This window comes from Streptococcus sp. GS001 (genome assembly GCF_021595565.1).
Lineage (GTDB): Bacteria > Bacillota > Bacilli > Lactobacillales > Streptococcaceae > Streptococcus > Streptococcus xiaochunlingii.
This window is the reverse complement of sequence record NZ_JACSYJ010000001.1, coordinates 221,268-247,106: the sequence shown is the minus strand read 5'-3', so window position 1 is coordinate 247,106 and position 25,839 is coordinate 221,268. Positions and strand designations below refer to the sequence as shown.

Here is a 25,839-nt window from a genome sequence, read left to right as displayed (position 1 = left end):
AAGACTTTATCTTCAATCTGAAATAGCCAAAAGGCTGTTTTTAACTTATGCAAGAGTTCCATCAAGCGTCTCACCGATAACGGCCAAACGTTCAGCAACCTCTGCTTGTGACAAGTTGTATTCTTCGACATAACGATTGCGTGGATGAACACGACACTCATGGGAGCAGCCACGGAGGTACTTGTCTTCGTTCTCTTCTGAAGTCAAGATGCGACGGTTACAGAAAGGATTTCCACAGTTGACATAGCGTTCACATGGTGTTCCATCAAACCAGTCTTTTCCAACAACGCTTGGATCGACATGGTTGACATCGACAGCAATCCGCTCGTCAAAGACGTACATCTTCCCATCCCATAGTTCTCCTTGAACTTCTGGGTCTTTTCCGTAGGTTGCAATTCCGCCGTGCAATTGACCGACATCTTTGTAGCCTTCACGCACCATCCAACCTGAGAACTTCTCACAACGGACGCCACCTGTACAGTAAACTACGACACGCTTGTCCATGAATTTTTCCTTGTTATCACGGACCCATTGTGGCAACTCACGGAAATTGCGGATATCTGGACGAATAGCGCCGCGGAAGTGTCCAAGATCGTACTCATAGTCGTTACGAGTATCAAGGACAACTGTATCCTCGTCTAGAAGAGCTTCTTTAAATTCTTTTGGAGACAAGTAAGCACCTGTCGTTTCAAGGGGATTGATATCGTTATCGAAGTTATCATCCTCTAATCCAAGGTGGACAATCTCTTTCTTATATCGTACAAACATCTTCTTGAAAGCTTGCTCTTCTTCCTCATCAATCTTGAACCAGAGGTCTTCCATACCAGGAAGGCTGTGAACATAGTCCATGTATTTTTGCGTCGTTTCGTAATCACCAGAAACGGTTCCGTTGATTCCTTCATCAGCAACTAGGATACGTCCCTTGAGCCCGATTGATTTACAGAAAGCCAAATGATCAGCCGCAAATTGTTCTGCGTTTTCGATGGGAACATATTTATAGTAAAGTAAAACACGAATAGGTTTTGCCATAAGATTCTCTTTTCTAAGATTAAATTATCAGAATTTTTCATTCAACTATACCAGTATACTCTCCCGAGAAAACGAATGCAATTTATTTGACTGAAAAATAAAAGCCTGGGGTTCCAGACTTTTACACGACGAAAATAAGACTCCGACTACCTACTCTTCCTTTTCCAACTGGTCTAGATAGGCTTCATAGCGTTTTTTCTCTACTTTTGCAAGGAGCATCACAAGGGAATTCATCCCCCATACAATCGGAAGATTCAGGAGAAATGTGATAGGAAGCACCAGCAAAAATTTTGAATGAAAGGGATTATTGTGATAGATTGCTTGGTTTAATTGAAAATTTTGAGCCCAGATGAATAAGGAGAGAACACAAGTTACAGTAATAATACCCATTAGATTGAGGTAACTATAGCTGATAAACCGTACACCCAATCGTTGACAACGAACCGAATAATACAATCCTGAAACAATGAGTAAGGTTACGACCATGATTGGACTCAGTCCAGGATTGGTCGTAAACATAGATCCCACACTAAAAACTGCTAAGGCGAGGAATAGAAAACTAGCCGTTTCAGCACCAGCCTTATTGGCCAGTCCTTCTTCTCGTTCATCTATAATTTGTTTGTTCAACAATTGTAATCTCATTTATTCCTCCTCTAACTCTGCCTCGATCTTCTTTTGTTTTTTCCGATTGATAAGAGCAAGTGGTTTCTCTAACAGATAAGTCAAAAGGGCAAAGACTAAAATAGCAAGGACGATTTTGAGCAGATACTTGGGACTGAACATAAAGCTCATCGTTTCGCGCTTCCCAATCACATCCGTTGCGATCACAAATAAGGAAAATAAGACGCCTGCCCCGATGCGGCTGAACCAGCTATCTTTTTCTAACATATCTCGAATGTCGATCCCTGAGCTGATCCTTCTCACAAAGGCATAAACTCCCATGACAATCAAGAGAATAAGTTCGGGAATATAGGCTACTAGCTCTAAGTCCAGAATACTAGCTTTCACAAAGGCTGATAAGGCGATAAAGCAGGTCATTCCTAGAACAAGTTCCCCCGCAATTTTTCCATCAAGCAGCATGGTCCGTTCATCTTTTACAATTGGTTCTTTCTTTTGTTTCATATGTTTCCTCTTTCTATTGTTAAAACTGTTACTCCCAGAACAGTTGATCCAGCGTCTTATCCAAGGTCTTACAAATGGCTAGGCAGAGGCTGAGGGTTGGATTGTACTTCCCTGCCTCGATCAGGCCAATGGTCTGACGTGTCACCCCGATGGCATCTGCAAGATCCCCCTGGGTCATATCATGCTCGACCCGGGCCATTTTTAATTTGAGATTTTTCGTCACATGCTTTTCCTTTCTTGTTTTTATAACTCTATTATACACTATATTTTCTATTTTGCAACATATATTTTACATTTTGTAAAAAATATTTTTGGTAAACAAAAAAAGCCTGGTTTCCCAGACTTTATCTTCTTATTTATGATTAGTCTTTAGACAAACTTCCATCTTTTGTTTGAGTCCGTGCATAAGCAATCAAGAGAAGAGAACCTGCAATAGCTACAACTAAAGCATTGACAGAACCTGCTACAACACCTTGTAGGAAGACCTTGTTTGCACTTTCTTTGTAGATCATCACATCCCCAATCGGAGCAATCAATCCCCAAATAAGCAAGTTGGCAATGACTTGTACGACGTTAAAGACGATCAATTCTTTCTTGGTCACTTCTCCTTTTAGGTTACCGATTTGCTTGCGGAAGATACCAACAAAGAGTCCAAACAAGCCACTAGAAATGATCCAAGTCCACCAGAGGCCATAAGTCATCGCATCTTTAATGGCATGTCCGATAAAGCCCATTAAGAAACCAACAATCGGACCAAAGATCACACTAAAGAGGGCTTGAAGAGCGTATTGCAATTGAATGTTGGTATTTGGAGCTGGCGCTGGAATTGGGATCATCGCAATGACCACAAAGAGGGCCGCTCCAACCCCGATGGCTACAACATCCTTAATTGTAAAAGCTTGTTTTTGTTTCATATTTTATCTCCTATTAATTTTCCATTTTTCTAATTTCGATATGCCAAGAAGCCCCAACTCCTACATTATAGGCCTTGGCAAAGGATCCCTGGTTGATAGCAAGACCAACACGGTAGAGGGAATTGATATAAAGGATTGGCTGTCCAATCCGCACGTCAGCGAAAGACTTGCCGTAGGTTACTTGGTTTTGGTAAACCAGCATGTCATTGTTATAGATGGTCACTTCAAAGCGTTCCCCAAATTCAGGTTCCAAATGATTGAACTCTTCTCGAGTAATCGAAGTCCAGAGAGAACCAAAGCGTACATCCAAGATGTCAACTGCTCCTTTGACAAGATTGTCCTCCATAACAGTTTCCACCACAGGGATTTCTACAATGTGTTCGACACTGAGTTCTGGTCCCACTTCCTCAAAGCTGATATGGCCACTGGCTAACTTAGCTCCTGTATAGGCATAGACATCACGCCCATGGAAGGTATAAGAAAACTCTGTATTGGCCCGGCGGTTCTTCACCTCTGAAATCTCACGGATAGCAACAATCCCTACATGTTTTTTGATGAAAGAGAGGGTTCCATTATCTGGAGTAACAATGTATTGATTCTTCGCCGTTTTAGCTACCACACTCTTTCGTTTGGATCCAACACCTGGATCGACGACCGAAACAAAAGTTGTCCCTTCTGGCCAGTAGTCTATCGTCTGAAAGAGGCGGTAACTTCCTTCAAAGATATTGTAAGGGGTAATGTCATGGGTCAAGTGATGAATCTTAAGGGTGGGTGATTCCTCTAAAGCAACCCCGATCATAGCAGAGACAGCCCCATCCACCAGACCGAAGTCTGACTGAAGAACTAGTAAATTATTGTGCATATTTTTTCTCCATCATGTCATTTTCTATCTAGCTTTTGATAGACCAACTGTCCCAGAAGATAACCTAGTAGAGCTCCAAGAAGAAGGGTCAATAAAAACCAGCTCACCGTCTCCATATTTGACGGTACCATAACGCGTTCAATATAATCCATCGACTTCCCACGGGCTAGTAAAGAAGCACGGTAACTAGCTGGTTGGATCCACATCATGAGAATGGGGCCTGTCGTCGTAAAGGAAAAGAAGAGGAAGGAAAGCGCATTGCCTAACTTCGACTGGTAGTGGCCACGAGCTGCGACCAATTCAGCCAAAAGCCCCCCAACAAGAGCAGGAAGAAAGGCTCCAGCTCCATGACGAGTGAAAAGGAAAAAAGCACCAATCACAAGAGCAACTACTTGAATAGCTCCTGTCCGTTGAATTTTCTCAACATAGACGCGATAGATTCCTCCACCAACTAGGGCAGAGAAGGCTGGAGCATAAAACATATTCCCTCGATGGTCAACCAGACTTCCAAGCAGGACGCCTAAACCAATGGCAAGAAAATACAAGCCTGCAAAGGCTGCAACCTGCTTAAATTGATGTTTCTGTATCATGTTCATATACCTAACCCATCCTTACCGGTGACTAATTTTCTTGGTCAAGAAATCACCGATAAACTGAATAAAGAAGATCAAAAGCAGAATCAAGAAGGTTGCTAGCAAGGTGACATCATTATTAAAGCGTTGGTAACCATAGGAAATAGCCACGTTTCCGAGACCACCGGCTCCAATCGCACCCGCCATGGCTGTTTCACCAACCAAGGAAATAAGAGTAACAGTTGTGACACGAATCAAATCTGGAAGACCTTCACGAAGATAGACACCTACAATATCCCAGAAGGTCGCTCCACTTGCCTGTGCTGCTTCAATCACACCTCGGTCAAGCTCAGATAAAACGACTTGAACTTGGCGGGCAAAGAAAGGAAAGACGGCTAAGGATAGGGGAACTAAGGCTGCTGTAGGACCGATCCCAGTTCCGACAATCATACGAGTGAAGGGATTGATCAAGGCTAGCAAGATGATAAATGGAATGGCACGGAAGATGGAAGTGATTTTATCCAAGATATGGAAAACCAATTTATTCTCGATAATCCCGCCTGGTGCTGTCAAGACTAATAATAAGCCTGCAATGAGTCCCAACAAACCACCAATCACAAAAGAGATAAAGGTCATGTAAAGGGTCAGATAAATCGCTGTTCCCCATCCAGCTTGGCCACTCCAGCCCATCCGGTAAACATTTGGTAGATAGGTTTGAATAAAGTCAATCATGCATTACTCCCTTCTTTTAAGACACGAACAGAAACACCTGCCGCTTGTAAATCCCGTTGGGCAGCAGATAGATTCGCTGCTTCTCCAGTCAGGATAACAACCAACTCTCCAACAGGGGTATGATCCAAAATTTCAATATTCCCGTGTAGAATATTTGCAGACACTTGGTACTGTTTATAAATATCGTTGATAATCGCCGTGTCTGTCACCGAACCAGAATATTTCAAATGGGCCAAAACAGAATCCGCTGGCAATTGCTTAACAATTTGTTGCTGGTTGATTTTCACCATAGCTTCATCGATTCCTGTTGCTGTTGTGATGAAGTCTTGCGTTAATTCATTCTTAGGATTTGAGAAGATATCTAAAACAGAACCTTCTTCAATCAATTCACCATTTTGCATAACAGCAACCCGATTGGCAATGTCTTTGACAATTTGCATTTCGTGGGTAATCAAGACCACTGTCAAGCCCAACTTCTGATTCAGCTCTTGCAGAAGAGCAAGGATTTGTTTGGTCGTTTTTGGATCTAGGGCAGATGTTGATTCGTCAGAAATCAAAATCTTTGGATCGTTGGCGAGCGCACGCGCAATCGCCACCCGTTGTTTTTGACCACCTGACAACTGAGCAGGATAGTTGTCCGCCCGATCTGACAGTCCTACTAGTTCCAACAACTTAGCTACTTTTTCAGCCTTTTGCTCTTTAGACAAATTTGAATGCTTAAGGGCAAAGGCCACATTTTCAGCAGCGGTCATTTGGGCCATTAGATTGAAGTGTTGGAAAATCATACCAATGTCTCGGCGTTTTTGGCGTAAAGCCGCAGCATTCAAGGTCACCTGATCTTGATAGATGACATCACCATCTACGGTGATAGTACCTGCTGACGGTACTTGCAAGAGATTGATGACCCGTACAAGCGTTGATTTCCCTGCACCAGAATATCCAACAATCCCGTAAATATCCCCTTCATTGATATGAATGGTCACATCCTTCACGGCTGCAATTTCACGTTTTTTCTGATGAAAGGTAACATCGATATGGTCCAGTTTGATAATTTCTTTACTCATAACTTGTGATTAACTCCTTAATTAATTCAATATGGGTATAGTAGTCAGCAATTTTCACATTCTCATCCCCACCATGATCTCGACTATTGGCATTTCCGATTCCAAAGGCAGCCATAGGAACTTGCAAGGCCTCAAAGACCGTATGCATGGGACCAGTGCCTGCAGTTGTTGGAAGGACACAGACCCCTTCTGGATAAAAGCGTTTGGCCAGATCAATGACATTGAGAATGGAAGGCGCACTCATATCGCTCCGATAACTCATTTCCCCTAGTGTATAGACGAGATCAATCTTCTCAAAGCCATTTTTATCCAACTGAGCACGAATCAATTCTAAGACTTGTTTGGGTTCCAAGCCAGGCACCAACCGAACTTCCATCTTGGCTCGAGCTTCTGCAGGTAGAATGGTTTTGACTCCTTGACCCTGATAGCCTGTCCCCAAGCCTTCAATGTTCATGGCTGGTTCAAAATAAAATCGTTTCAAGAACTCACTGCGTTCCTCTTTCAAGATAGGCAATTGGAGATTGTAAATCTCAGTCACATCGTTTGCTGTCTTATTGGCATAACGGTCAATCAAGGCCAATTCCCGCTCGTTAGGCTCCTCAATCAAATCATAGAGGCCATCCACCAAGATGCGACCGTCTTTATCTCGAAGACTGGACAAACCATTGAGCAGATACCAAGATGCTGATTCCACCACTCCACCATAGCTGGAATGGATATCCACATCTGCACTTTTGACCACCATGTCAAAGGTAACAATCCCCTTGTTGCCACCGGAGATTTCCAGTTCCCCTTGTTGGTTACGAGTCCCTTGTTCCCAGACTAAGAGATCTGCCCCACGCAAGTGTTTTTTGTGTTTGGCTAGATACTTATCCAGGTCGGTCGAAGCAGATTCTTCTGCTCCTTCGATGATAAAGGTAATGTTGACTGGCAGGTCGCCATTCTCACGGATATATTTGCGAATAGCCGTTAACCGTGCTGTAATATGCCCCTTGTCATCATCTACCCCTCGACCATACATGGTCCCGTAATGGACCGACAGCGTAAAGGGATCACTTGTCCAAGGTTGGTCGCCATCTGCTGGAACAGTATCGTAATGGTTGTAGAAAATGATGGTCTTGGCATCCGGATTGGGTGAAACAAATTTAGCAATGACAAATGGCGCTGTGTAACTGTCATCCACAGTTACCTTAGCTCCTGCAGCTGTGAAAATTTCTCCCAAATAGGTCGCTACTTCCTTTAAGCCAATCTGCTGGGCAAAAATGGAGCGTTTGGAAATGAGGGTCCTCAGGACTTCAAAATAATGTTGAGCCACCTCATCATTTTCAAATTTGCGTATTTGTTCTGTCTCTCTTGGATTGGACATCATTTCCTCCTACTATACACGATAAGAGGTAGAGAAAACCTTCTCCACCTCTCTATTCATCCTATCAATTACCAAATTGGTTGGTCCATACCGTCTGAAGATTCTTCGATGACTTTCTTCACGTTGTCAGTATGGTAGGCTTTAATAATGGCTTCGATTGCTTTTGCTTTATCAGATGATTTCCAATCTTTCTTAGCTGCAATCAAGTTGTACCATTGTTTAGAGTTGCTGTTTGCTTTTTCTACAAAGAGAGCTTTCTTGTAATCAATACCTGCTTCACGAACAAAGGTGTTATTGATGATTGCTGCATCAACTGATGGAAGTGAAGAAGCTGTTTGAGAAGCGTCCAACTCAGAAATTGTCAAGTTCTTTGGATTGTCTTTGATGTTGCTGATGGTAGCCAATTCCCCATCTTTTGTATCCAACTTGATCAAACCAGCTGATTCCAATACATACAAGGCACGGCTTTCGTTTGTTGGGTCGTTTGGTACTGCAATGGTACCTTTTTCAGGAATGTCTTTCACATCTGTGTATTTGTTCTTTCCATCTTTTGTACCAGAGTAAAGACGGATTGGCGCAATATAAGTATCTGCTACAGAAACTAGATCTGCGCTGTTTTCTTTGTTCCAGTTTTCAAGGTAGTTGTAATGTTGGAAAGCGTTGATATCCACATCTCCATCACGAACAGCTTGGTTTGGTTGTGAGTAGTCTGTAAACTGAGTGAATTCCAATTTGATGTTTGCTTTTGCATCATCTAAGTTCTTTTGCACTTCTTTCCAACGAGCTTCTTCTGTATCACTTAAGTTCATCACCCCAACTTTAACAGTTGTCACACCATCTTTATCAGATGATTTAGATGATTTTGAAGAACCACATGCTGCTAAAGCAAATGTTGCAACGGTAGCAAGAGCTGCTACTCCAAAAAGTTTTGTTAATTTCATATTCTTTTCTCCTTATGATGTTTTTAAATAACCTTATTTAATATCAGAAGCTTCTGGAAGGAAAGTTCCACCAAAGTACTTCTTAGACAATTTTTCAAGTGTCCCATCTTCGTACAATTCTTTGATTCGTTTGTTGACGAAGGTTTCCAATTCTTTTTCACCTTTGGCAAGGATTGGGTAAACGTATGGTTGTTGATCACTTGGAAGTTCAATCACTTCCAAATTATCCAACCCTTGGTCCTTGATCAAAGCTTCAACGGTCAAACGTTCAAAAATCTTATAATCTGAACGGCCATCGCTCAAATTAGCAAGAATAGATTGAATCGTTCCATCTGTATATTTGAGCTCTGTTGGATTATCCTTGTGCTCTTCATTGTATGCTTCCAATTGTTTCGCTGTAGAAGTTCCTTGGATGACCTCTGTAGACTTGCCACCGATATCATCCAGTGACTTGATCCCTGAATCTTTGCGAACCACTAAGACCACTGGGTTCTTTGCGTATGGATTTGGGTACAAGTATTTTTCCGCACGTTTTTTATCGTAGCTAAGGTTGCTGACACCGATTTGGTAACGATCGCCGTCTAAGCCAGCAAAGATAGAAGACCATTCTGTCTTATTAAAGTTGACTTCATACATATCTGAACCTTTGAAGATTTCACGCATGACTTCGATTTCATAACCAGTCAATTCTCCGTCCTTATCATAGGTGAAGGGTTTGGTTGTTCCAACTGTTGCGACTTCAATGGTCCGTTTTCCGCTTGATTTACTTGATGACTTGGATGAGCAGGCTACCAAAGTCCCAACTGCTACTAAGCCCACAAGACTCAAACCAACATATTTGATGAATTTATTCAATTTCATTTGTTCTCCTTTTTCACTAAAATTGTTTATTCCTCTTTAAAAAAACAGCTTTTTCCATCATATCAAAATTCCTGACTCTTGGGTATTATATTTTCTTTATGGCAGTGATAAGTTTTACCTATCACGTCTCATTTGGTTGAAAATTTTTTCAGCAAAGCGAGGGCATTTTCTACGTAATATGGAACTGATACTGCAAAAGCAGCATCATCTATGACCATGCTATCATGGTGGAGATCCGGTGCATCCGCTGCACCATTCGATCCGATAAAAGCAAAGACTCCTGGGATTTTCTCTTGATAGAAAGCAAAATCTTCACCCGCTGTCGATGGCTGGGCCTCGACAACTTCTGCAAAAGACTTGGACCAGCGAAAAACTTTTTTAGCCAGGGCCTTATCATTATAGGTAACCGGTGGTGTCTTGCCCCAATCAAATTGGACCATGACTCCGGTACTGTTAGAGATTTGCTCAATCACGCGAATGAAATCCGCCTTGAGGCGTCTCTGGAGATCCGGATTAAAGGTTCGAATGGTTCCTTCAAAGTAACCATACTTGGGAAGAACATTCCAGGTTGAACCAGCTTCGATATGGGTCACCGATAGGACAGCTGTCTCAAATGGCGAAACCGTACGCGAAACCAAGGTCTGCAACTGCTGGACCATACTAGTGATTGCTACAACCGTATCCAAACCGAGATCCGGTCGAGCTGCATGACTGCTCACCCCAGTGACAGTCACCTTGAACTTTTCAACACCCGCCATCATGGCGCCTGGACGCAGGGCCAACTGACCCGCAGGCAATGACGGCATGTTGTGAAATCCAAGGATGGCCTGTACATTCTCTAGGAGCCCGGTCGCTAATACCGCAGATGCTCCTTCAGAAGTCTCCTCAGCCGGCTGAAAAATCAACCGAACCGTTCCCTTTAAGTCTGTTTCCATACCTTTTAGGACTTCTGCAGCCCCTAATAGGCTCACCTGATGGAAATCATGGCCACAGGCATGCATGACACCAGGGTTTTGACTTTGGTAGTCGAGACCCGTGTTTTCCTGAATTGGAAGGGCATCAATATCTGCGCGAAGGGCAATGACTGGTTGACCGCTTCCGATCTCAGCAATCAGACCGGTCTTTAATCCACTGTTTAAAATGCGTACACCTAGCTTTTCCAAATAGGCTTTGAGATAAGCTGTGGTTTGGTATTCTTGTCCAGATAACTCTGGATGCTGATGCACGTAATGCCGAATGGGCACTAGATGTTCATAGGAAAATGATACCATTTCTCGTCCCCTTTCTAGCATAGTTCTATTCTATCACTGCCTCCCCTATTCGTCTAATTCCTATTTTTTTCTCTCAGTTATAGCCAGGAACTATATCGTTATTGTTGTGTCCTCTGCTTTCCTTCCTAAAAATGCCAAACCTCAAGAAAAAAACCTTTGAAGAAATTATCTTCAAAGGTCTATTTCTATTAGAATCCATCCACGTTTGTGTAGATTTTTTGTACGTCTTCGTCGTCTTCAAGAACGCTGTAGAGTTTTTCAAATGTTTCCAAATCTTCACCTGATAACTCAACTTCTGATTGAGGAATCATTTCCAATTCGGTTACTTGGAATTCTTCGATACCAGATTCACGCAAAGCAACGATCGCTTTGTGAAGGTCAGTTGGAGCAGTGTAAACAGTAATTGTTCCTTCTTCTGCTTCAACATCATCTACATCCACATCTGCTTCCAATAAAAGCTCAAAGATGGCATCCGCATCATCACCCGCAAAGACGATGACCCCCTTGTTGTCAAAGAGGTAAGATACAGAACCAGAAGCTCCCATGTTTCCACCGTTTTTACCGAAGGCAGCCCGGACATTCGCAGCTGTACGGTTAACATTTGATGTCAAGGTATCAACGATCAACATGGAACCATTTGGTCCAAATCCTTCGTAACGTCCTTCTGTAAAGGTTTCGTCTGTATTCCCTTTTGCCTTATCGATCGCTTTATCAATTACGTGTTTTGGCACTTGCGCTTGTTTAGCACGGTCGATAACGAATTTCAAAGCAGTATTCAATTCTGGATCTGGCTCACCTTTTTTAGCGGCTACATAGATTTCTACTCCGAATTTCGCATATACTTTTGAGTTAGCGCCATCTTTGGCAGTTTTCTTTGCCACAATATTGGCCCATTTACGTCCCATTGGAGGTTCTCCTTTTAATAGTTTACATTTTAATCTTCATTATTATAACACAGTAACCATGAAAAATCACTAAGAAAAATAGTAGAATTCGTTCTCTTCTATATCTTTTATTTAACAGAAAAGAAGATGTTTACTTGTACATCCTAATCTAACATTTCCTATTGACTGGTTCCTTATGAGCTTTGCCTTTGGAAATAGCGATACTTAACATAGCAATTTATTGTTCGTTCTTCTCGTCAGTGTTAGTTGGGATGTCTTCCTTTTCAACCAAGTTCCAGTCTGAGTATGTCGTTTCACTCTTGATCGTCAGTAATCCTTTATTACTTAAAGTAGATACTGTCATCTTGAATTCTTTAAGGAATTTAGTTTTTTTGTCAATCTTTACGATCAAGTCAGTCTTGTATTTTGAATCAGGGAATTGTGATAAGTTAAACTGGAACTCGTCTCCATAAATGCTTATTAAGTCAGCATCCTTATTTTTCAACTTGAAGACATAAGCGTCATCCGTTTCTTCTAGAGCTAAATCTTCTGTTAGTTCATTCAGCCCCTTTAAGAGCTGGAAATAATCCGGGTTAACAATATATTTACCGTCTTTTCCATAAATCTCCTTATCCCATTCCCCACTTTTATTATAACGGGTATACATTGGAGTCATTTCACCACCCGGCATCAAGAGTTCTTTAAAATTTTCTTCCCCATTCTCCAAGGTCTTAACACTAATGTATGCCATCTCTACTTCTTGCTTTTCAGTCTTATAGATAACTTGCGAAGTCATTTTTTGTTTTTTTTGAATAGTTTCTTCTTTTGTATTTAATGAACCACTTATATCCGTTTTCTGACGAACACTAGTCATTTTTTCGTTAGTGGTCTCGATTTCTTCTAAAAGACTTGTTATATCCTCTGCTTTACGTGAACTTTGACTTGTTTTTTTCTGAGTACTATTTCCTTTATTGTTAATGCTCGAGCAAGCACCTAGGCTGAGGGCAATTATAGCCAAGAGGCAAAGTAAGATTGATTTTTTCGTTCTCATAAAAGAAGATTCCTTTTTCTGTTTTTATATGCTTCTACTTTTATCTTTTTAGTTTAGATAAAAGTTTTCTTTACCATACAATCACTGGAACGCGTCCAAAATTTTGTTCCTTAAGTGCAGGATGGCCTAGTTGATACACCTGATCCGCTTGCTGGGTCAAATTGTCCCAAGGTTCCTTACCGATTCTGGTCACGATTTCTACTGATTTTTTCAAGCCTTTGAGGTGGGCTTGTCCCTTTGCAGAAAACCCTAAGACATGAATGGCATTGGGAAGAGCTTGATCCATCGCCCCTACCAAGATGTAGGTCAAGATGCGGCGGACACGAGCCTTGGTATAGCGCTTGGTTGCGACTTTCTCAACTAAGTCCTCCACAGAGCTAGCACTTCGAACGGCCTCCTTTATCCGGTTGGCCAGTTCCTCATTGACCTGAAAGATCTGTGTCAGATCTGGATGGGTTAGGATTTGATAACGGAGCAGTTGGTCATAATCCTCCCAAGATACCTGTGGAGCCGACTGAAAGAGTTGACTATTGGGCATGAATTTAGCGACAAAGTCCTGATCTTCCTTGTGTAGGCGTAGACTAGTCGCAGAAGCATAGGCCACTTCTTTTTCTTCTGAATGGTAGCCTGCTCCCTGGCGCTGGACGGACTTGAGCGCAATTCCCTTCCCAGCACAAGCCTTGGCATAGGCCAAACCCAGGATATGATTGGGAGTCTCTCCTGTGAACTCCACTCCAGCAAAGGTTTCCCACATTTTTTGGGTCTTTTGTGGATAGGATAAATCGTCAGGAAGGCTTCGCAAGAAAGCTTCCATTTCCGCCTCATTCTCCGAGTAGACTGTCGCAATCGCTTGGTAATCTATGACTTCTTCTGTCCCAAAGGCCAATTGGTCGATTCCTAGACGGGATAAGATTTCTACCGCTCCCTTGGCAAAATGATCCGCCGATTGAACAGCCACGAGAAAGGGGAGCTCGACCACCAGGTCTGCTCCATTTTCCAAAGCCATCTGAGCCCGTGTCCACTTGTCTACAATGGCAGGCTCGCCACGTTGAACAAAATTTCCAGACATGGCGACGATTTTCACCCCTTCTGCCTGTTCCAGCAGGTACTTGTGTCCATTGTGAAAGGGATTAAATTCAGCAATAATACCTGTAACTATCATGCCGTCCTACTTCTGCGCTACGAAGAACCAACGTTTGCTGGTCTTTGTTGGCTCCTTATCTTCAAAGTCTGCGTACAATTTGAAAGATTTAAAGCCAGCCTGCTCCAATAAGATGTCATAGGTTAAAACTTCATAGGTGCGTTCCTCATGAACTTCATCGTGCCGACTAAAGGAGCCATCTTCTTCTTGGACAAAAAAGGTCAGCTCATGGACGATGGAGTGGGGGGCTTCATCCTCATAGGTATCCCAGAGCATTGCAAAATCTTCCGCATTTTCGTGGTAAGAATAGCCTGGGAAGACCTCATCTGTCTGGTAGGTCGAATGGACATCAAAGATAAAGACTCCGTCCTCATTGAGGGCATTATAGACTTCTCTGAAGACATCCCCTACTTCTACCTCGTCCTGCATATAGCAGATAGAATCCGAGTAGCAGGTCACGAAATCATAAGTGCCTGCTTGCGACAGGTCCAGCATATTGCCCACGATAAAATCAATCTTCTGCTTAGCTGAAACAGCTCTTTTTTCAGCAATTTTCAGCATGTCAGCACTCAGGTCTAACCCTGTCACATCAAATCCAGCTTGAGAAAAGCGAACAGACTGAATCCCTGTCCCACAAGCTAATTCCAGTAATTTTTTCTTATCTTTTGTCTTTGGGAGATGGCGGAGTGAAAAATCCGTCCACAAATCATACAGACTGTCATCCATGACCGTATCATAGACCGCCGCAAAGGTTTCATAAGTCGCCATAAATCGAGATACAAAGAGCGTTAAAAGCAAAGAGAAAATAGGAAACTTTCTGCGTATCGTCAGATACAAAGGAAGTTACTCTTTTTCTCACAGCTTTTAGCTCGTGTTCAGTTAGAAACCTAACCAAGCACAAGGCTCCATCCTTTCTTTCCATAGAATTTTCAATTTAACCAACAAAACTCAGTTGCTACCAACTGAGTTTACCTGCTTATGCTAGGGCTGCTGAAAGATCGACAGCACTTGCTTCGTGCCATAGCTTTTCTAGGTTATAGTGGGCACGCATTTCTTCTGAGAAGACATGAACCACTACACCACCTAAGTCAAGGAGGACCCAACCTCCAGCTGAGTCACCCTCGACGTGGCTGGCATTGCCACCAGCTTCAACGACTTTCTCACGAATATTCTCTGCGATCGCTTCCAACTGACGGCTATTCATAGAGCTTGCGATGACAAAGTAATCTGTCACACTGGTTAAGCTTTGAACATCCAAAGCCACAATGTCTTCTGCACGTTTTTCATCGGCAGCTTTAACAACAAGTTCAAGTAATTCTTTTTCTTTCATTTAGTCCTCTTTCCTTAAAAAATTGATTTGTAATCTAAGACATCCGCAAAACGTTCTGCCCAAATATTTTCATAAAATTCATTAAGCGTTTCTGCCGGAATATCCTCTCCATCAAAGGTTGTGACAGCTCCTTCTGGAATGACCAGCTTGTAGCCGTATTCAAACCCCACTTTGACGGATGTATCGACACAATATTCTGTCTGCATGCCACACAGGACCAGTTGTTGAATTCCTTGTTGATCCAAGTATTCTTTTAATCCTGTCTCCTTAAACATGCTATTGTATCGCTTCTGAAATACCTTTTCATTCTCCTGTCTTTTCAACAGAGGAGATAATTGCCAATCTTCCGAGGTTAAAGCCTCTGGCGTTTCAATATGCTGCATGTAGATGATTTCAATCTGCTGTTTTCTAGCCTGATCTTGCAAATAAGCGATCTTCTCTAGGAGCTTTTCTGTCTCAAAACTTGTTTCCACTAAGATATTTTGTACATCAATAATGATAAAAGCTGTTTTCAATCACTGCTCCTCTTTCAAATACTTCACAAATGCGTTATAGGTTTCAAGGGTTTGGGGATAAATGGGCAATCCTTGGTGGGCCAGGTGTTCGACTGTGCGAGCCGTCTCATAGGCCACGGCACGATCCAAGGAGACTTGGGCGATGTCACGTGCTTGCTCTACCCCCGGAAAGGCCCGGTTGTGTTCAATATAATCTGCCACATAGACAATCTTATCTAAGGTTGACATCTGTCCACTCCCCACGGTGTGAATCTCAATACTACGAAGAATGGCTGGATCTGTCAGTCCGAGATCTTCCTGAATCTTATAAATGCCGACCATTCCATGCCAGACGTTATTGCCCCAGTTTTTTAATTCTGGATCAAGACTATAGCGATCAATCAAGTCTAGAAATTCCTGATCCGATAATTTCTTGGCATAGTCATGCAAGAGACCTGCTAGTCCAGCCTGTTCTTCATCTGCTTCATAGCGTTTGGCCAAGTCACGCGCAGCTTTCTCAACCCCTAAACAGTGGGTTAGGCGTTTTTCTGGCAAGATTTGACCCATTTTTTCAAGCAAGACTTCACGAGAAAAGCCGAGATAGTTTTCATAGGTCATTGATACAAACCTTCTTTCTTGATGTAGTCCAAGACTGGCTTTGGCAACATAAAATTCGGCGTCCGACCTTGGGCGATAAACTCTCGCACCATGCTAGAAGAGATGTCCATAAGAGGAACATCGACCCAAATCACAGGATAGGAGGTTCCTGCCTTGTAACGGGGACGTTGAACACCGACAAACTGCACCATCTCCACTAATTCGTCAATCCGATACCATTTTAGCAGGTAGTCCACCATATCCGCTCCAATGATGAAGTAATAGTCTGTATCTGGGTCTCGCTCATTGAGCAACTTCATCGTATCGTAGGTATAAGAGATCCCTTTACGCTCTAGTTCAATCGTCTCGATTTCTAGCCCTTCAATACCCTCAATGGCTAGTTCCAGCATTTTCAAGCGATGGCCTTCATCAATGGTTTCTTTTTTATCCACATGCGGAGGCTCATATTCTGGCATGAGAAGGACCTTGTCCAAACCTAATTGCTGGCGGACTTGGTCAGCAACTACAAGATGGGCATTATGGACGGGATTGAAATTCCCTCCGAGGATTCCCACTTGTTTGCGTTTCTTATCTTTAATCTCTGGCTCTAACTCCACCTTGGTAAAGGGGGTTAATAGTTCAATGGCCATATACTTGCTCTCCTGTGTCTCTTAGATTTCTTTTACTTTGACTGAAATCTTCCGGTTTTCTTTTTTGCTTGATTGCTTGTATAAGATGAGGATGCGTCCAATTTTTTGAACCGTATCCACACCAATTTCTTCTTCCAAGATTTCCGCTACTTCATGGATATTCTCATCCGTATTTTGAAGGAGGGTCACCTTGATCAGTTCGCGCGCATCTAGCGCTTGGCGCACACTGGTTTTGATTTGGTCATTGAGCCCGTTTTTCCCGATTTGGATAATGGGTTTGAGGCTGTGGGCTTGGCTGTTGAGGAAAGCCCGTTGTTTAGATGTTAATGTCATGCTTTTTCAATATTTCTTTTTTGATACTTTTCTGATGTGGTGGCGGTCGTCAGCGACCTCCTAGCGGAGTTCCATGACTTAAATTTGAGCCTAAAGTCTTAAATTTTCCGCGCCTAAGTAGTAAAACATCTACTTAGGCTTTCACCACAACGAAAAGTATCCTTTCTAGGCTCGTTGCACTCGCCCAGTCTATAAAGAAACTATTTCCTTTCAAATTTTTAAATAATAGCTTTGCGGGTGACGACGGCAACGCCTTCTGGTGCCCAGACGGCTACTTTGGCTTCCCCATTGACGCGGATCCAGCCGAGTCCAGAGATGACGAGGTCTGTCTTGTCCTTGATGGTAAACTCATGAGAAACCAAGGGTGGGAACTCTTCTTTTTCTTTGCTATTAGGTGGAGTTAGCAAGCCACCAACATGCTTGTCATAAAAAGCGGTCGCTCCTTCTAGCTTGGTTCGATGAAGCTTGAGTTCGTTATCAAAGAAGGCAGTAAAACCTTGCTTTTCCCCCTTGATAAAGTCAAAGCGTCCCAAGCCACCCAAGAAGAGAGTCTGCTCTGGATTGAGCTGATAAGTCTTGGGTTTGATTTCCTTTTTAGGGCTGACATACTTGAGGTTTTTCGCAGTCAAGTAGTGAGCCATCTGGTGGCGATGAATAATCCCCGGTGTATCGTAGATGTAGGATCCATCGTCCAATGGGATTTCAATCTTGTCCAGTGTCGTTCCTGGGAAGCGAGAGGTCGTGATGATATCCTTGTCACCAGTGATTTCCTGGATAATCGCATTGATGAGGGTCGATTTCCCTACATTGGTTACCCCCACCACATAGACATCACGACCCTTACGGTACTGTTCAATCTTTTCCATCAAATCCTTGATGGCACTCTTGTTTTGGGCAGAGGTGAGGACCACATCGACAGGACGCATGCCTTCTTCGTGGGCCCGCTCCATCAACCAATGCGTCACTTTGCTATCCTTGACAGACTTGGGCAAGATGTCTTTTTTATTTCCGACTAAAAGGACATCATTACCTGCTACAAAGCGCGGTAAGCCAGGAATGACAGAGCCATTAAAGTCAAAAATATCGACTACATTGACCACGAGAGCATCACTATCTCCTACTTCGTGAAGGAGTTTTAGGAAATCATCATCTGTCAGATGCACATCTGTGATTTCATTGTAGTGACGTAGACGGAAACAGCGTTGGCAATAGACTTCGCCTGTTTCCAAGCCCTTTTCAAGAGCTGATTGGGGAGTATAGCCTATCCCCTCTTTGTTTTCTGTCTGAATGGGCGCTCCACAGCCAATACAGAATAATTCTTCCATTCTTAAATTCCTTTTTTGTATACAATCGGACCATATTTTTCGGCCATTTGCTTCATGACACGGCGTTCACGCGCCCGGTTGATCTGGGTCTTGATGGAGTCATGCTCAACCAAAGGCTTGACCAAAATCGAGCGAATGCCTGCACGATGGGCAGCCCGGATATCCGTCATCAGTTGATCCCCGACCATGACCACTTCATTTTTCTCATAGTGGAAACGTTTGAGGGCACGATCAATCCCAAAGGTAAAGGGCTTGAGCGACCAGGCTTCATAGTCAATATCAAATTTTTCTACCGCACGCTTGACCCGTTTGGGACTATTATTGGACACCACGATAACCCGAATCCCGCCATCACGAAGGTCGTGCAACCACTGGCGCATCTCAGGAGTCCCATCCGGATTATTCCAAGCAATCAAGGTATTATCCAAATCCACAAGGACCGCCTTAATGCCTTGTTTTTTCAAGTCTGCAACGGTGAGATCATAGGCTGCTTCCACCGCAAAATCTGGTTTGTAATTTTCGATTGACACGTTTTTCTCCATTTTTTATATTCTCTTCATTGTAGCATAAATAGACGTATTTTGCACTTGCTTCGTTGTCTCCCCTTTGTAAGAGGACCCATTCTATCTCTTTGATATTCCCTAAAATAGACAAAATCGTTACAAAGTTCCAAAAACGTGGTATAGTAGAAGAAAAAAAATACGCGGAAGAGTTATGATAACAAAAGAAAAAAAATTGAGGGAGGTCTCCCCTCTCCTACAAAAAATCATCAATTGGTCCTCCATCATTGGAGCCCTGGCAACCCTTGCTTTCTGTATCTGGGCCTACTTTGCTGGCATTCTCCAATCCAAAGAAACTTTGTCGGCTTTTATTCTCCAAGCAGGTATCTTCGGGCCACCTCTCTTTATCTTTCTTCAGATCCTTCAAACAGTGGTGCCTATTATCCCCGGTGCCTTAACATCTGTCGCTGGTGTCTTTATCTATGGCCACATCATTGGGACCATCTACAACTACATCGGAATTGTCATTGGCTGTGCCATCATCTTCCATCTCGCGAGAATGTACGGGCCTAAATTTGTCCAGTCTATGGTCAGCCAGAAGACTTACGACAAGTATATTAACTGGCTCAACGAAGGCAAGCGGTTTGATCGTTTCTTCATCTTCATGATGATCTGGCCTATCAGTCCAGCAGACTTTCTCTGCATGCTAGCTGGATTAACCAATATGACCTTTAAGCGCTACATGACCATTATTATTCTCTGTAAACCGATTACTCTGGTCATCTACACTTATGGTCTCACCTATATCATCGACTATTTCTGGCAAATGATTTAAAAAAGATGTTGGGAAAACACCCAGCATCTTTTTTTATAGAATTCCTTTTTCTTTTTGAATAATGAAGTCCTTTAGAGTGATCAGGAGGACCGCTAACAGAATCATGCCCATACCCAAGAAGTCAATCATAAAGAAATGCTCCTTCATAATGATAAAGGCAAAGAAAACTGCCGAAATTGGCTCAATAGAGGCTAATAAGCTTCCCTTTACAGCTCCGACCAAAGAGGTCCCTTTAAGAAAGGCTGTGTAGGCAAAAATCGTCCCAATGACCACCAAACCAAAAAGAGCCATCCAGGTATCCAGTCTGTAGTTTCCAGAAGAAGAAAGAAGACCGCTAAAAGGGAGCATCAAGATTCCTGGAATGGCCATCCCAACTCCAATTACCAGCATACTTCCCCATTTTTGAATCAATTTAAGAGGTAAAATGATATAGAGGGCATAGGCAAAGGCTGACACCACTCCCCAAGCCAAACCTTTGGGATTAATGGCCAGATGGTTGACTTGACCGTGTGTTGCAATTAAGAAAGTGCCACCAATCGCTAACAGCATGGAAGCTACTTCCGCAAGAGTAGGAGCTACTCTATCCTTGATACAGGTATAGGATAAAATCCCCACTGGACAGAGATACTGCAAAACGGTGGCAGTCCCAGCATTGGTTTCTGCAATCGCCTCTAAATAGGTCAATTGAGTTAGTAACAATCCTAAAAATGAAAAAACGAGAAGGGGAAGGTAGGAAGATTTATCTTTAGCAAAGGCTAATACCTTCTCTTTATCCGCTACGTAAGATAATATAATAAGGACAATGCCTGAAAAAAGTAGACGAAAATTAGTTAACCCTATAGCTGAAAAACCATGTGCCATCAAATATTGCCCGCTAACACCAGAAAGCCCCCAAGCAATTCCAGCAATCACAGTCATCAAGGTTCCTTTGAAAGATGTAGACATGTTGCCTCCACAAATATTATTTACATCCTAATTGTAACATAAAAACCAGCCCAAATGGACTGGTTTTATTCATAAAATATACTAATTTACGGCTCAACCAAAATCTTGATTTGCGATTTATCTTGCGTTAATTCGATAAAGCCATCTTGAACAATATTTTCCAATTTGATTTTCTTAGTAACTAATTTCTCAGCAGAGAAGTAGCCTTGTTCCATCAATTCCAATACTTTAGGGAAGATGTGGCGATAAGCGATAATCCCTTTAAGAGTCTTTTCTTGAATGGCGAATTCATTTGGATTGATGCTTGCTTCGCGTTCCCAAATAGAAACAACCATACACTCACCAGCCTTATGAACTGCTGCAAGAGCTTGTCCAAGAACAACAGGAACCCCTGTTACTTCATAAGACACATCCGCTCCACCATCCGTCAAGCGATGAATGGCTTCAACGATTGATTCACCTTCTTCTGGACGAACCACAATGGCACCCAGCTCTTCTGCTTTGGCTTGACGTTCCGGAGACAATTCAACCGCATAGATTTTTGAAGCACCAGCTGCACGAAGGGCTTCCACGATCAAAAGACCAATTGGGCCTAAACCAAAGATAACAGCTGTATCGCCTGTTTTCAAAGCAGATTGACGAACTGCATAAACGGCTACAGCAGCAGGTTCTGTAAGCGCTGCTTGCTCATAGCTCAAACTGTCTGGAATCACATGGACTAAATCTCCATCTAGGACACAGTATTTAGCAAACCCACCATCTGCCGCAAGACCGACGAAGTTCAAGTTTGGATCAAGGTTGTAGTCACCAATTAAGTTGTGTTTTGCCAAAATTGGTTCAATCGTCACACGATCCCCAACTTTGACACGAGTCACATCGCTTCCAACCTCAACAATTTCTCCAGCAAACTCGTGACCGAGGGTAACGGGTGCTTTTTGACCAGAATAAACATGCTCTTCTGTTGGAATGAAGATTGGCCCATCCAAGTATTCATGCAAGTCTGTTCCACAGATTCCCGTGAATTTGACCGCAACCTTTACTTGATGAGGTTCTACTTTAGGGACTTCCACTTCCTCGATACGAACGTCCTTCTTGCCATGCCAGCGAGCAGCTTTCATTGTTTCCATATGTTTCTCCTATTTTTCCATGAATTGCAATTCCCTTTCAGGAAACCCGACAACTATATTGTAAGCCTTTTCACAAACTTTGTCAAGAAGAAACAGACGGTTAATATCTTAATTATCAATCCGAGATGACTCTAATTTCCAACCGACAATCCAGCCCAGAACAAGAAGATAATTTTCAAAAGCTCCAATAACATTTACTGGCAAATGATAGTTGAGATAAGCGAATAAATGATTGGTCCCAATCCCAAGCCCACCAATGATCAAGGCCAATAGTACCGTTCGAAGATAGAACCAATCATATTTGAGATTGACAGCAATGAGAATCACAAGAACTGCCACATTCCAAATCCCAATCTCCCGCTGCCAACCGACAGAAACACCATATCCCGAATGACTTCCCATATAGGATGGAAAGAAGAGCTGAAAAATAATGGCTCCAGACATGGCGATGATAACTAGGACAAATAAGGCTCTTAAAAATTTGTTCATGTAACTTCTCCTAATGCTAGTTGATATGTAATGGTCTTTCCTATTCTAACACAATTTTATGGATAGTAAAAACCAACCTCTCGGCTGGTTTTTTTCTCTATTACTCTTCTTTCAACTTCGCCAATTCTTGGGCAAGTAGTTTGAGGGCTACTTGTGGGTTGGCTTGGCCTTTGGTTGCTTTCATGAGGAAGCCTGTGAAGGCCTTGTCCGCATTCCGTTTCCCTGACTTGAAGTCGGCTACGGCTGCTTCATTGTCTGCGAAGACTTGGTGGATGATTGGAATCAAGACTTCAGGGTCTGAAATCTGTACCAATCCAGCTTTTTCGACGTATTCACGCGCACCGCCACCATTTTTCGCCAAATGAACGAAGACTTTCTTGGCAATCTTAGAAGAGATGGTTCCATCTTCAATGATGGCAATCATTTCGACCAAGTTTTCTGGTGTCAATTGGATTTCTTCAAGCGTTTTACCTTCGGCGTTCAAGAATTGTGCGACTTCACCTTGCAGCCAGTTAGACACTTGCTTGGCATCTCCACCAAGGGCTACCGCTGCTTCAAAGAAGTCAGAAGTAACTTTCGTAGCTGTCAATTGGTTGGCATCATAGTCAGACAAGCCAAGCTCTGCCACATAGCGAGCACGACGATCTTTTGGAAACTCTGGCAATTCTGTGCGCATTTCCTCAATCCACTCATCTGAGATTTCATACAATGGAAGGTCTGGTTCTGGGAAGTAACGGTAATCCGCTGCTCCTTCTTTGACACGCATAAGGATAGTGCTCTTGTTGGCTTCATCATAACGGCGTGTTTCTTGACGAATAACACCACCTGAGCGCAAGATTTTCGCTTGGCGTTGCACTTCGTATTCAAGACCTTTACGGACGTTTGAGAATGAGTTCAAGTTTTTCAACTCCGTCTTGGTACCAAATTCCTCTTGACCGTATGGGCGAAGGGAAATGTTGGCATCCACACGCATCGATCCTTCTTCCATCTTGACGTCTGAAATACCAGTATATTGGATGACTTCTTTCAAAGCTGTCAAATAGGCGTAGGCTTCTTCTGGAGAACGCATATCTGCTTCAGATACGATTTCGATCAATGGAACTCCTTGACGGTTGAGGTCTACATAAGAGAAACCGTCTGTTCCGTGCGTGTTCTTACCGGCATCTTCTTCCAAGTGGGCCCGTTCAATCCCGATTTTCTTAGTTGAACCATCTTCCAATTGCACTTCAATCCAACCGTTATAACCGATTGGCTCGTCAAATTGCGAAATTTGGTAAGCCTTTGGATTATCAGGGTAGAAGTAGTTCTTACGATCAAAGTGCATGTGCTGATGGATATCCATATTCAGTGCCAAAGCAGCCTTGATACCAGCGTCCACAACACCCTTGTTCAAGACAGGAAGCACACCTGGGAAAGACCAGTCAATCACATTGGTGTTGGCATTTTGCTCATTCCCAAAGTGGGCAGAGGTTGGTGAGAAAATTTTTGAGTTTGTATTCAATTCAACGTGGACTTCAAGTCCGATGACTGTTTCAAAGTTCATTAATTGTCACCTCCGAAAATAAGGGGTTGTTGCTTGTGGTAATCCGTCGTAGCTTCAAAGGCCGCTGCAGCCTGGTAGATGGTTTCTTCAGAATACTTAGGACCAATCAACTGCAAACCAACTGGAAGACCTTGAGCAAAACCTGCAGGAATCGAAATCCCTGGGAGACCTGCCAAGTTGACTGGAATGGTCAAGAGGTCAGCCAAGTACATGGCAACCGGGTCGTGGTTGAGCGAATCCAAATCAAAGGCTACGCTTGGAGCTGTTGGACCAAGAATGAGGTCGTAATCCGCAAAGACTTTTTCGAAGTCTTGGATAATGAGGGTACGAACTTGACCAGCTTTCTTGTAGTAGGCATCGTAGTAACCAGATGACAAACTAAAGGTACCCAGCATGATCCGGCGTTTGACCTCATCACCAAAGCCTTGACTACGAGTATTCACGTAGATGTCATCCAAGTTTTTAGCATCTTCCGCACGGAAACCATAGCGAATCCCGTCGAAACGTTGCAAGTTTGAAGAAGCTTCAGATGAAGCGATGATGTAGTAAACGGCAACCCCGTATTTAGAATGAGGCAGGCTAACTTCTTCGACAGTTGCTCCCAATTTTTCAAAGTGTTTGGCCGCATTAAGGATGGTTTCTTTGACTTCTGGGTCAATCCCTTCACCGAGGTATTCCTTAGGAAGGGCAATCTTCATGCCTTTAATGTCTTGACCAATCTTAGAAGTAAAGTCTGCTACACGAACAGGCGCAGATGTTGAATCTTTGACATCTTCGCTGGAAATAGCATTGAGCAAGAGGGCATTTTCTTTAACGGTTGGTGAGAAAGTACCAATTTGGTCGAGTGAGCTACCAAAGGCAATGAGACCAAAACGTGAAACTGTTCCATAAGTTGGTTTGAGACCAACAATCCCGTTGAAGGCAGCTGGTTGGCGGATAGAACCACCAGTATCTGAACCAAGGGACAAACGGACTTGACCTGAAGCTACAGCAGCTGCTGAACCACTAGAAGATCCACCAGGCACCTTACTGTGGTCCCATGCATTCTTGGTTGGTCCATAATATGAAGTTTCACCAGATCCACCCATGGCAAATTCATCCATGTTGGTCTTCCCGATGACAATCATATCTTTAGCTTTGGCATTGGCAACAGCTGTCGCATCAAAGATTGGCTCGTAGTTATAGAGCATTTTTGATGCCGCAGTCGTCAAGATACCATCTGTTGAGATATTGTCTTTGACCGCGAGCGGAATCCCTGATAGGAGGTTGTCTGCATCGATTCCTTTTTCATCAATAGCCTTGGCTTGTGCAAGGGCAGCTTCTTCGGCCACCGTTACAAAGGCATTGATTGCTTCTTCACGCGCCTTGATATCATCAAGCGTCGCTTGGGTCAATTCGGTTGCTGAAATTTCCTTAGAGACAAGGAGGTCGTGCAACTCTTCAATGGTTTTATGGTTGAATGACATTAGGCATCTCCTCCATCTTCTAGGATAGCTGGTACCTTGATGTAGTAATTATCTTTTTCAGGTACATTTTTAAACAAACGGTCACGGTCCGTCCCTTTTTCAGCAACATCCGGACGCAATACGGTCTTACGATCCGCCATGGTTGTTGTTGGAGCCACACCGGTTGTGTCCACTTCTTCCAACAATTCCACCATGTCGACAATTTTAGACAAGGTTGTCGCAAACTCAGCTGTCTCTTCTGGAGAGAATTTCAATTTTGAAAGATTGGCAACGTGGGTTACCTCTTCTTGCGTAATTTTCATCTTGCTTCCTTTCGTGAAATGATGATTTCTCAATACCCTCTATTTTACCATATTTTTAGTATTTATGCGGTAGTTTGGCAAGAAAATAGAGTC

At 43.0% G+C, this 25,839-nt stretch carries 31 protein-coding genes; 1 reads left to right on the top strand and 30 read right to left on the bottom strand.

What is annotated here, in order from left to right; all coding sequences use genetic code 11:
* Positions 1-45: 45 nt before the first annotated feature.
* The 24 genes from trhO to H8S88_RS01075 all read right to left on the bottom strand — a co-directional run bounded on the left by trhO (position 46) and on the right by H8S88_RS01075 (position 19,069).
* The gene (trhO, locus tag H8S88_RS01190; RefSeq protein WP_048789839.1) at positions 46-1,029 is read right to left on the bottom strand and encodes an oxygen-dependent tRNA uridine(34) hydroxylase TrhO; all 984 of its coding nucleotides are present in this window, start codon (positions 1,027-1,029) and stop codon (positions 46-48) included.
* Between the two features lie 150 nt (positions 1,030-1,179).
* Complete coding sequence (locus tag H8S88_RS01185) at positions 1,180-1,671, bottom strand: DUF6773 family protein (RefSeq protein WP_048789838.1); 492 nt, start codon at positions 1,669-1,671, stop codon at positions 1,180-1,182.
* Positions 1,672-2,151: a DUF6773 family protein gene (locus H8S88_RS01180; protein WP_048789837.1), complete on the bottom strand. Its 480-nt coding sequence runs from the start codon at positions 2,149-2,151 to the stop codon at positions 1,672-1,674.
* A gap of 28 nt (positions 2,152-2,179) precedes the next feature.
* A complete protein-coding gene (locus H8S88_RS01175; protein ID WP_048691669.1) occupies positions 2,180-2,374 on the bottom strand; it encodes a helix-turn-helix transcriptional regulator in 195 nt (64 codons plus the stop codon).
* Positions 2,375-2,513: 139 nt separating this feature from the next.
* The gene (locus H8S88_RS01170; RefSeq protein WP_048691672.1) at positions 2,514-3,065 is read right to left on the bottom strand and encodes an ECF-type riboflavin transporter substrate-binding protein; all 552 of its coding nucleotides are present in this window, start codon (positions 3,063-3,065) and stop codon (positions 2,514-2,516) included.
* Positions 3,066-3,078: 13 nt separating this feature from the next.
* Positions 3,079-3,927, bottom strand: coding sequence for an SAM hydrolase/SAM-dependent halogenase family protein (locus H8S88_RS01165; protein WP_048789835.1), 849 nt, complete (start codon positions 3,925-3,927; stop codon positions 3,079-3,081).
* Between the two features lie 17 nt (positions 3,928-3,944).
* Complete coding sequence (locus tag H8S88_RS01160; protein WP_048789834.1) at positions 3,945-4,523, bottom strand: MptD family putative ECF transporter S component; 579 nt, start codon at positions 4,521-4,523, stop codon at positions 3,945-3,947.
* A 15-nt stretch (positions 4,524-4,538) separates the two neighbouring features.
* Positions 4,539-5,231, bottom strand: coding sequence for a methionine ABC transporter permease (locus H8S88_RS01155; RefSeq protein WP_006595735.1), 693 nt, complete (start codon positions 5,229-5,231; stop codon positions 4,539-4,541).
* Positions 5,228-6,295: a methionine ABC transporter ATP-binding protein gene (locus H8S88_RS01150; RefSeq protein WP_048789833.1), complete on the bottom strand. Its 1,068-nt coding sequence runs from the start codon at positions 6,293-6,295 to the stop codon at positions 5,228-5,230. The genes H8S88_RS01155 and H8S88_RS01150 overlap by 4 nt, the downstream gene beginning before the upstream one ends.
* Entirely contained in the window at positions 6,288-7,661 is a 1,374-nt protein-coding gene (locus H8S88_RS01145) for a M20/M25/M40 family metallo-hydrolase (protein WP_236127841.1), read from the bottom strand. The genes H8S88_RS01150 and H8S88_RS01145 overlap by 8 nt, the downstream gene beginning before the upstream one ends.
* 68 nt (positions 7,662-7,729) lie before the next feature.
* Entirely contained in the window at positions 7,730-8,602 is an 873-nt protein-coding gene (locus tag H8S88_RS01140) for a MetQ/NlpA family ABC transporter substrate-binding protein (RefSeq protein ID WP_125334841.1), read from the bottom strand.
* A gap of 33 nt (positions 8,603-8,635) precedes the next feature.
* Positions 8,636-9,463, bottom strand: a complete 828-nt coding sequence (locus tag H8S88_RS01135) for an amino acid ABC transporter substrate-binding protein (RefSeq protein ID WP_125334843.1) — start codon at positions 9,461-9,463, stop codon at positions 8,636-8,638.
* 128 nt (positions 9,464-9,591) lie between these two features.
* Positions 9,592-10,734, bottom strand: a complete 1,143-nt coding sequence (locus H8S88_RS01130; RefSeq protein ID WP_125334845.1) for an amidohydrolase — start codon at positions 10,732-10,734, stop codon at positions 9,592-9,594.
* Positions 10,735-10,922: 188 nt separating this feature from the next.
* The gene (locus H8S88_RS01125; RefSeq protein WP_006146163.1) at positions 10,923-11,639 is read right to left on the bottom strand and encodes a YebC/PmpR family DNA-binding transcriptional regulator; all 717 of its coding nucleotides are present in this window, start codon (positions 11,637-11,639) and stop codon (positions 10,923-10,925) included.
* Positions 11,640-11,856: 217 nt separating this feature from the next.
* The gene (locus H8S88_RS01120; RefSeq protein ID WP_236127840.1) at positions 11,857-12,669 is read right to left on the bottom strand and encodes a hypothetical protein; all 813 of its coding nucleotides are present in this window, start codon (positions 12,667-12,669) and stop codon (positions 11,857-11,859) included.
* 70 nt (positions 12,670-12,739) lie between these two features.
* On the bottom strand, positions 12,740-13,831 hold the full coding sequence (locus H8S88_RS01115; RefSeq protein WP_236127839.1) for a nucleotidyltransferase: 1,092 nt from the start codon (positions 13,829-13,831) through the stop codon (positions 12,740-12,742).
* Positions 13,832-13,837: 6 nt separating this feature from the next.
* Complete coding sequence (locus H8S88_RS01110) at positions 13,838-14,578, bottom strand: class I SAM-dependent DNA methyltransferase (RefSeq protein WP_125334847.1); 741 nt, start codon at positions 14,576-14,578, stop codon at positions 13,838-13,840.
* Positions 14,579-14,786: 208 nt separating this feature from the next.
* Entirely contained in the window at positions 14,787-15,140 is a 354-nt protein-coding gene (gene rsfS, locus H8S88_RS01105) for a ribosome silencing factor (protein ID WP_003014310.1), read from the bottom strand.
* A 14-nt stretch (positions 15,141-15,154) separates the two neighbouring features.
* Positions 15,155-15,655 carry a cysteine hydrolase family protein gene (locus tag H8S88_RS01100; protein WP_048789826.1) on the bottom strand — a complete coding sequence of 167 codons (501 nt, stop codon included), beginning with the start codon at positions 15,653-15,655 and terminating at the stop codon, positions 15,155-15,157.
* The gene (gene yqeK / locus H8S88_RS01095; protein WP_048789825.1) at positions 15,656-16,252 is read right to left on the bottom strand and encodes a bis(5'-nucleosyl)-tetraphosphatase (symmetrical) YqeK; all 597 of its coding nucleotides are present in this window, start codon (positions 16,250-16,252) and stop codon (positions 15,656-15,658) included.
* Positions 16,249-16,881 (bottom strand): nicotinate-nucleotide adenylyltransferase, encoded by a 633-nt coding sequence (locus H8S88_RS01090; RefSeq protein WP_125334849.1) that lies wholly within the window; start codon positions 16,879-16,881, stop codon positions 16,249-16,251. The genes yqeK and H8S88_RS01090 overlap by 4 nt, the downstream gene beginning before the upstream one ends.
* A 21-nt stretch (positions 16,882-16,902) precedes the next feature.
* Positions 16,903-17,214 carry a ribosome assembly RNA-binding protein YhbY gene (gene yhbY, locus H8S88_RS01085; RefSeq protein WP_006595720.1) on the bottom strand — a complete coding sequence of 104 codons (312 nt, stop codon included), beginning with the start codon at positions 17,212-17,214 and terminating at the stop codon, positions 16,903-16,905.
* Positions 17,215-17,432: 218 nt separating this feature from the next.
* Positions 17,433-18,539 (bottom strand): ribosome biogenesis GTPase YqeH, encoded by a 1,107-nt coding sequence (gene yqeH / locus H8S88_RS01080; protein ID WP_048789823.1) that lies wholly within the window; start codon positions 18,537-18,539, stop codon positions 17,433-17,435.
* A gap of 2 nt (positions 18,540-18,541) precedes the next feature.
* Positions 18,542-19,069, bottom strand: a complete 528-nt coding sequence (locus tag H8S88_RS01075; protein WP_045759146.1) for a YqeG family HAD IIIA-type phosphatase — start codon at positions 19,067-19,069, stop codon at positions 18,542-18,544.
* Positions 19,070-19,253: 184 nt separating this feature from the next.
* Here H8S88_RS01075 and H8S88_RS01070 point away from each other — a divergent pair, with 184 nt between their 5' ends.
* Positions 19,254-19,874 carry a TVP38/TMEM64 family protein gene (locus tag H8S88_RS01070; RefSeq protein ID WP_048789822.1) on the top strand — a complete coding sequence of 207 codons (621 nt, stop codon included), beginning with the start codon at positions 19,254-19,256 and terminating at the stop codon, positions 19,872-19,874.
* A gap of 33 nt (positions 19,875-19,907) precedes the next feature.
* Here H8S88_RS01070 and H8S88_RS01065 read toward each other — a convergent pair whose 3' ends face one another.
* From H8S88_RS01065 to gatC, 6 genes are all read right to left on the bottom strand, one after another.
* Positions 19,908-20,819, bottom strand: coding sequence for a DMT family transporter (locus H8S88_RS01065; protein WP_236127838.1), 912 nt, complete (start codon positions 20,817-20,819; stop codon positions 19,908-19,910).
* Positions 20,820-20,905: 86 nt separating this feature from the next.
* The gene (locus H8S88_RS01060; RefSeq protein ID WP_048789820.1) at positions 20,906-21,946 is read right to left on the bottom strand and encodes a 2,3-butanediol dehydrogenase; all 1,041 of its coding nucleotides are present in this window, start codon (positions 21,944-21,946) and stop codon (positions 20,906-20,908) included.
* A gap of 108 nt (positions 21,947-22,054) precedes the next feature.
* Entirely contained in the window at positions 22,055-22,435 is a 381-nt protein-coding gene (locus H8S88_RS01055) for a hypothetical protein (protein WP_048789819.1), read from the bottom strand.
* Positions 22,436-22,535: 100 nt separating this feature from the next.
* Complete coding sequence (gene gatB / locus H8S88_RS01050; protein ID WP_048789818.1) at positions 22,536-23,978, bottom strand: Asp-tRNA(Asn)/Glu-tRNA(Gln) amidotransferase subunit GatB; 1,443 nt, start codon at positions 23,976-23,978, stop codon at positions 22,536-22,538.
* Positions 23,978-25,444 carry an Asp-tRNA(Asn)/Glu-tRNA(Gln) amidotransferase subunit GatA gene (gene gatA / locus H8S88_RS01045; protein WP_236127837.1) on the bottom strand — a complete coding sequence of 489 codons (1,467 nt, stop codon included), beginning with the start codon at positions 25,442-25,444 and terminating at the stop codon, positions 23,978-23,980. The genes gatB and gatA overlap by 1 nt, the downstream gene beginning before the upstream one ends.
* Positions 25,444-25,746 carry an Asp-tRNA(Asn)/Glu-tRNA(Gln) amidotransferase subunit GatC gene (gene gatC / locus H8S88_RS01040; RefSeq protein ID WP_002884769.1) on the bottom strand — a complete coding sequence of 101 codons (303 nt, stop codon included), beginning with the start codon at positions 25,744-25,746 and terminating at the stop codon, positions 25,444-25,446. The genes gatA and gatC overlap by 1 nt, the downstream gene beginning before the upstream one ends.
* Between the last annotated feature and the right edge of the window lie 93 nt (positions 25,747-25,839).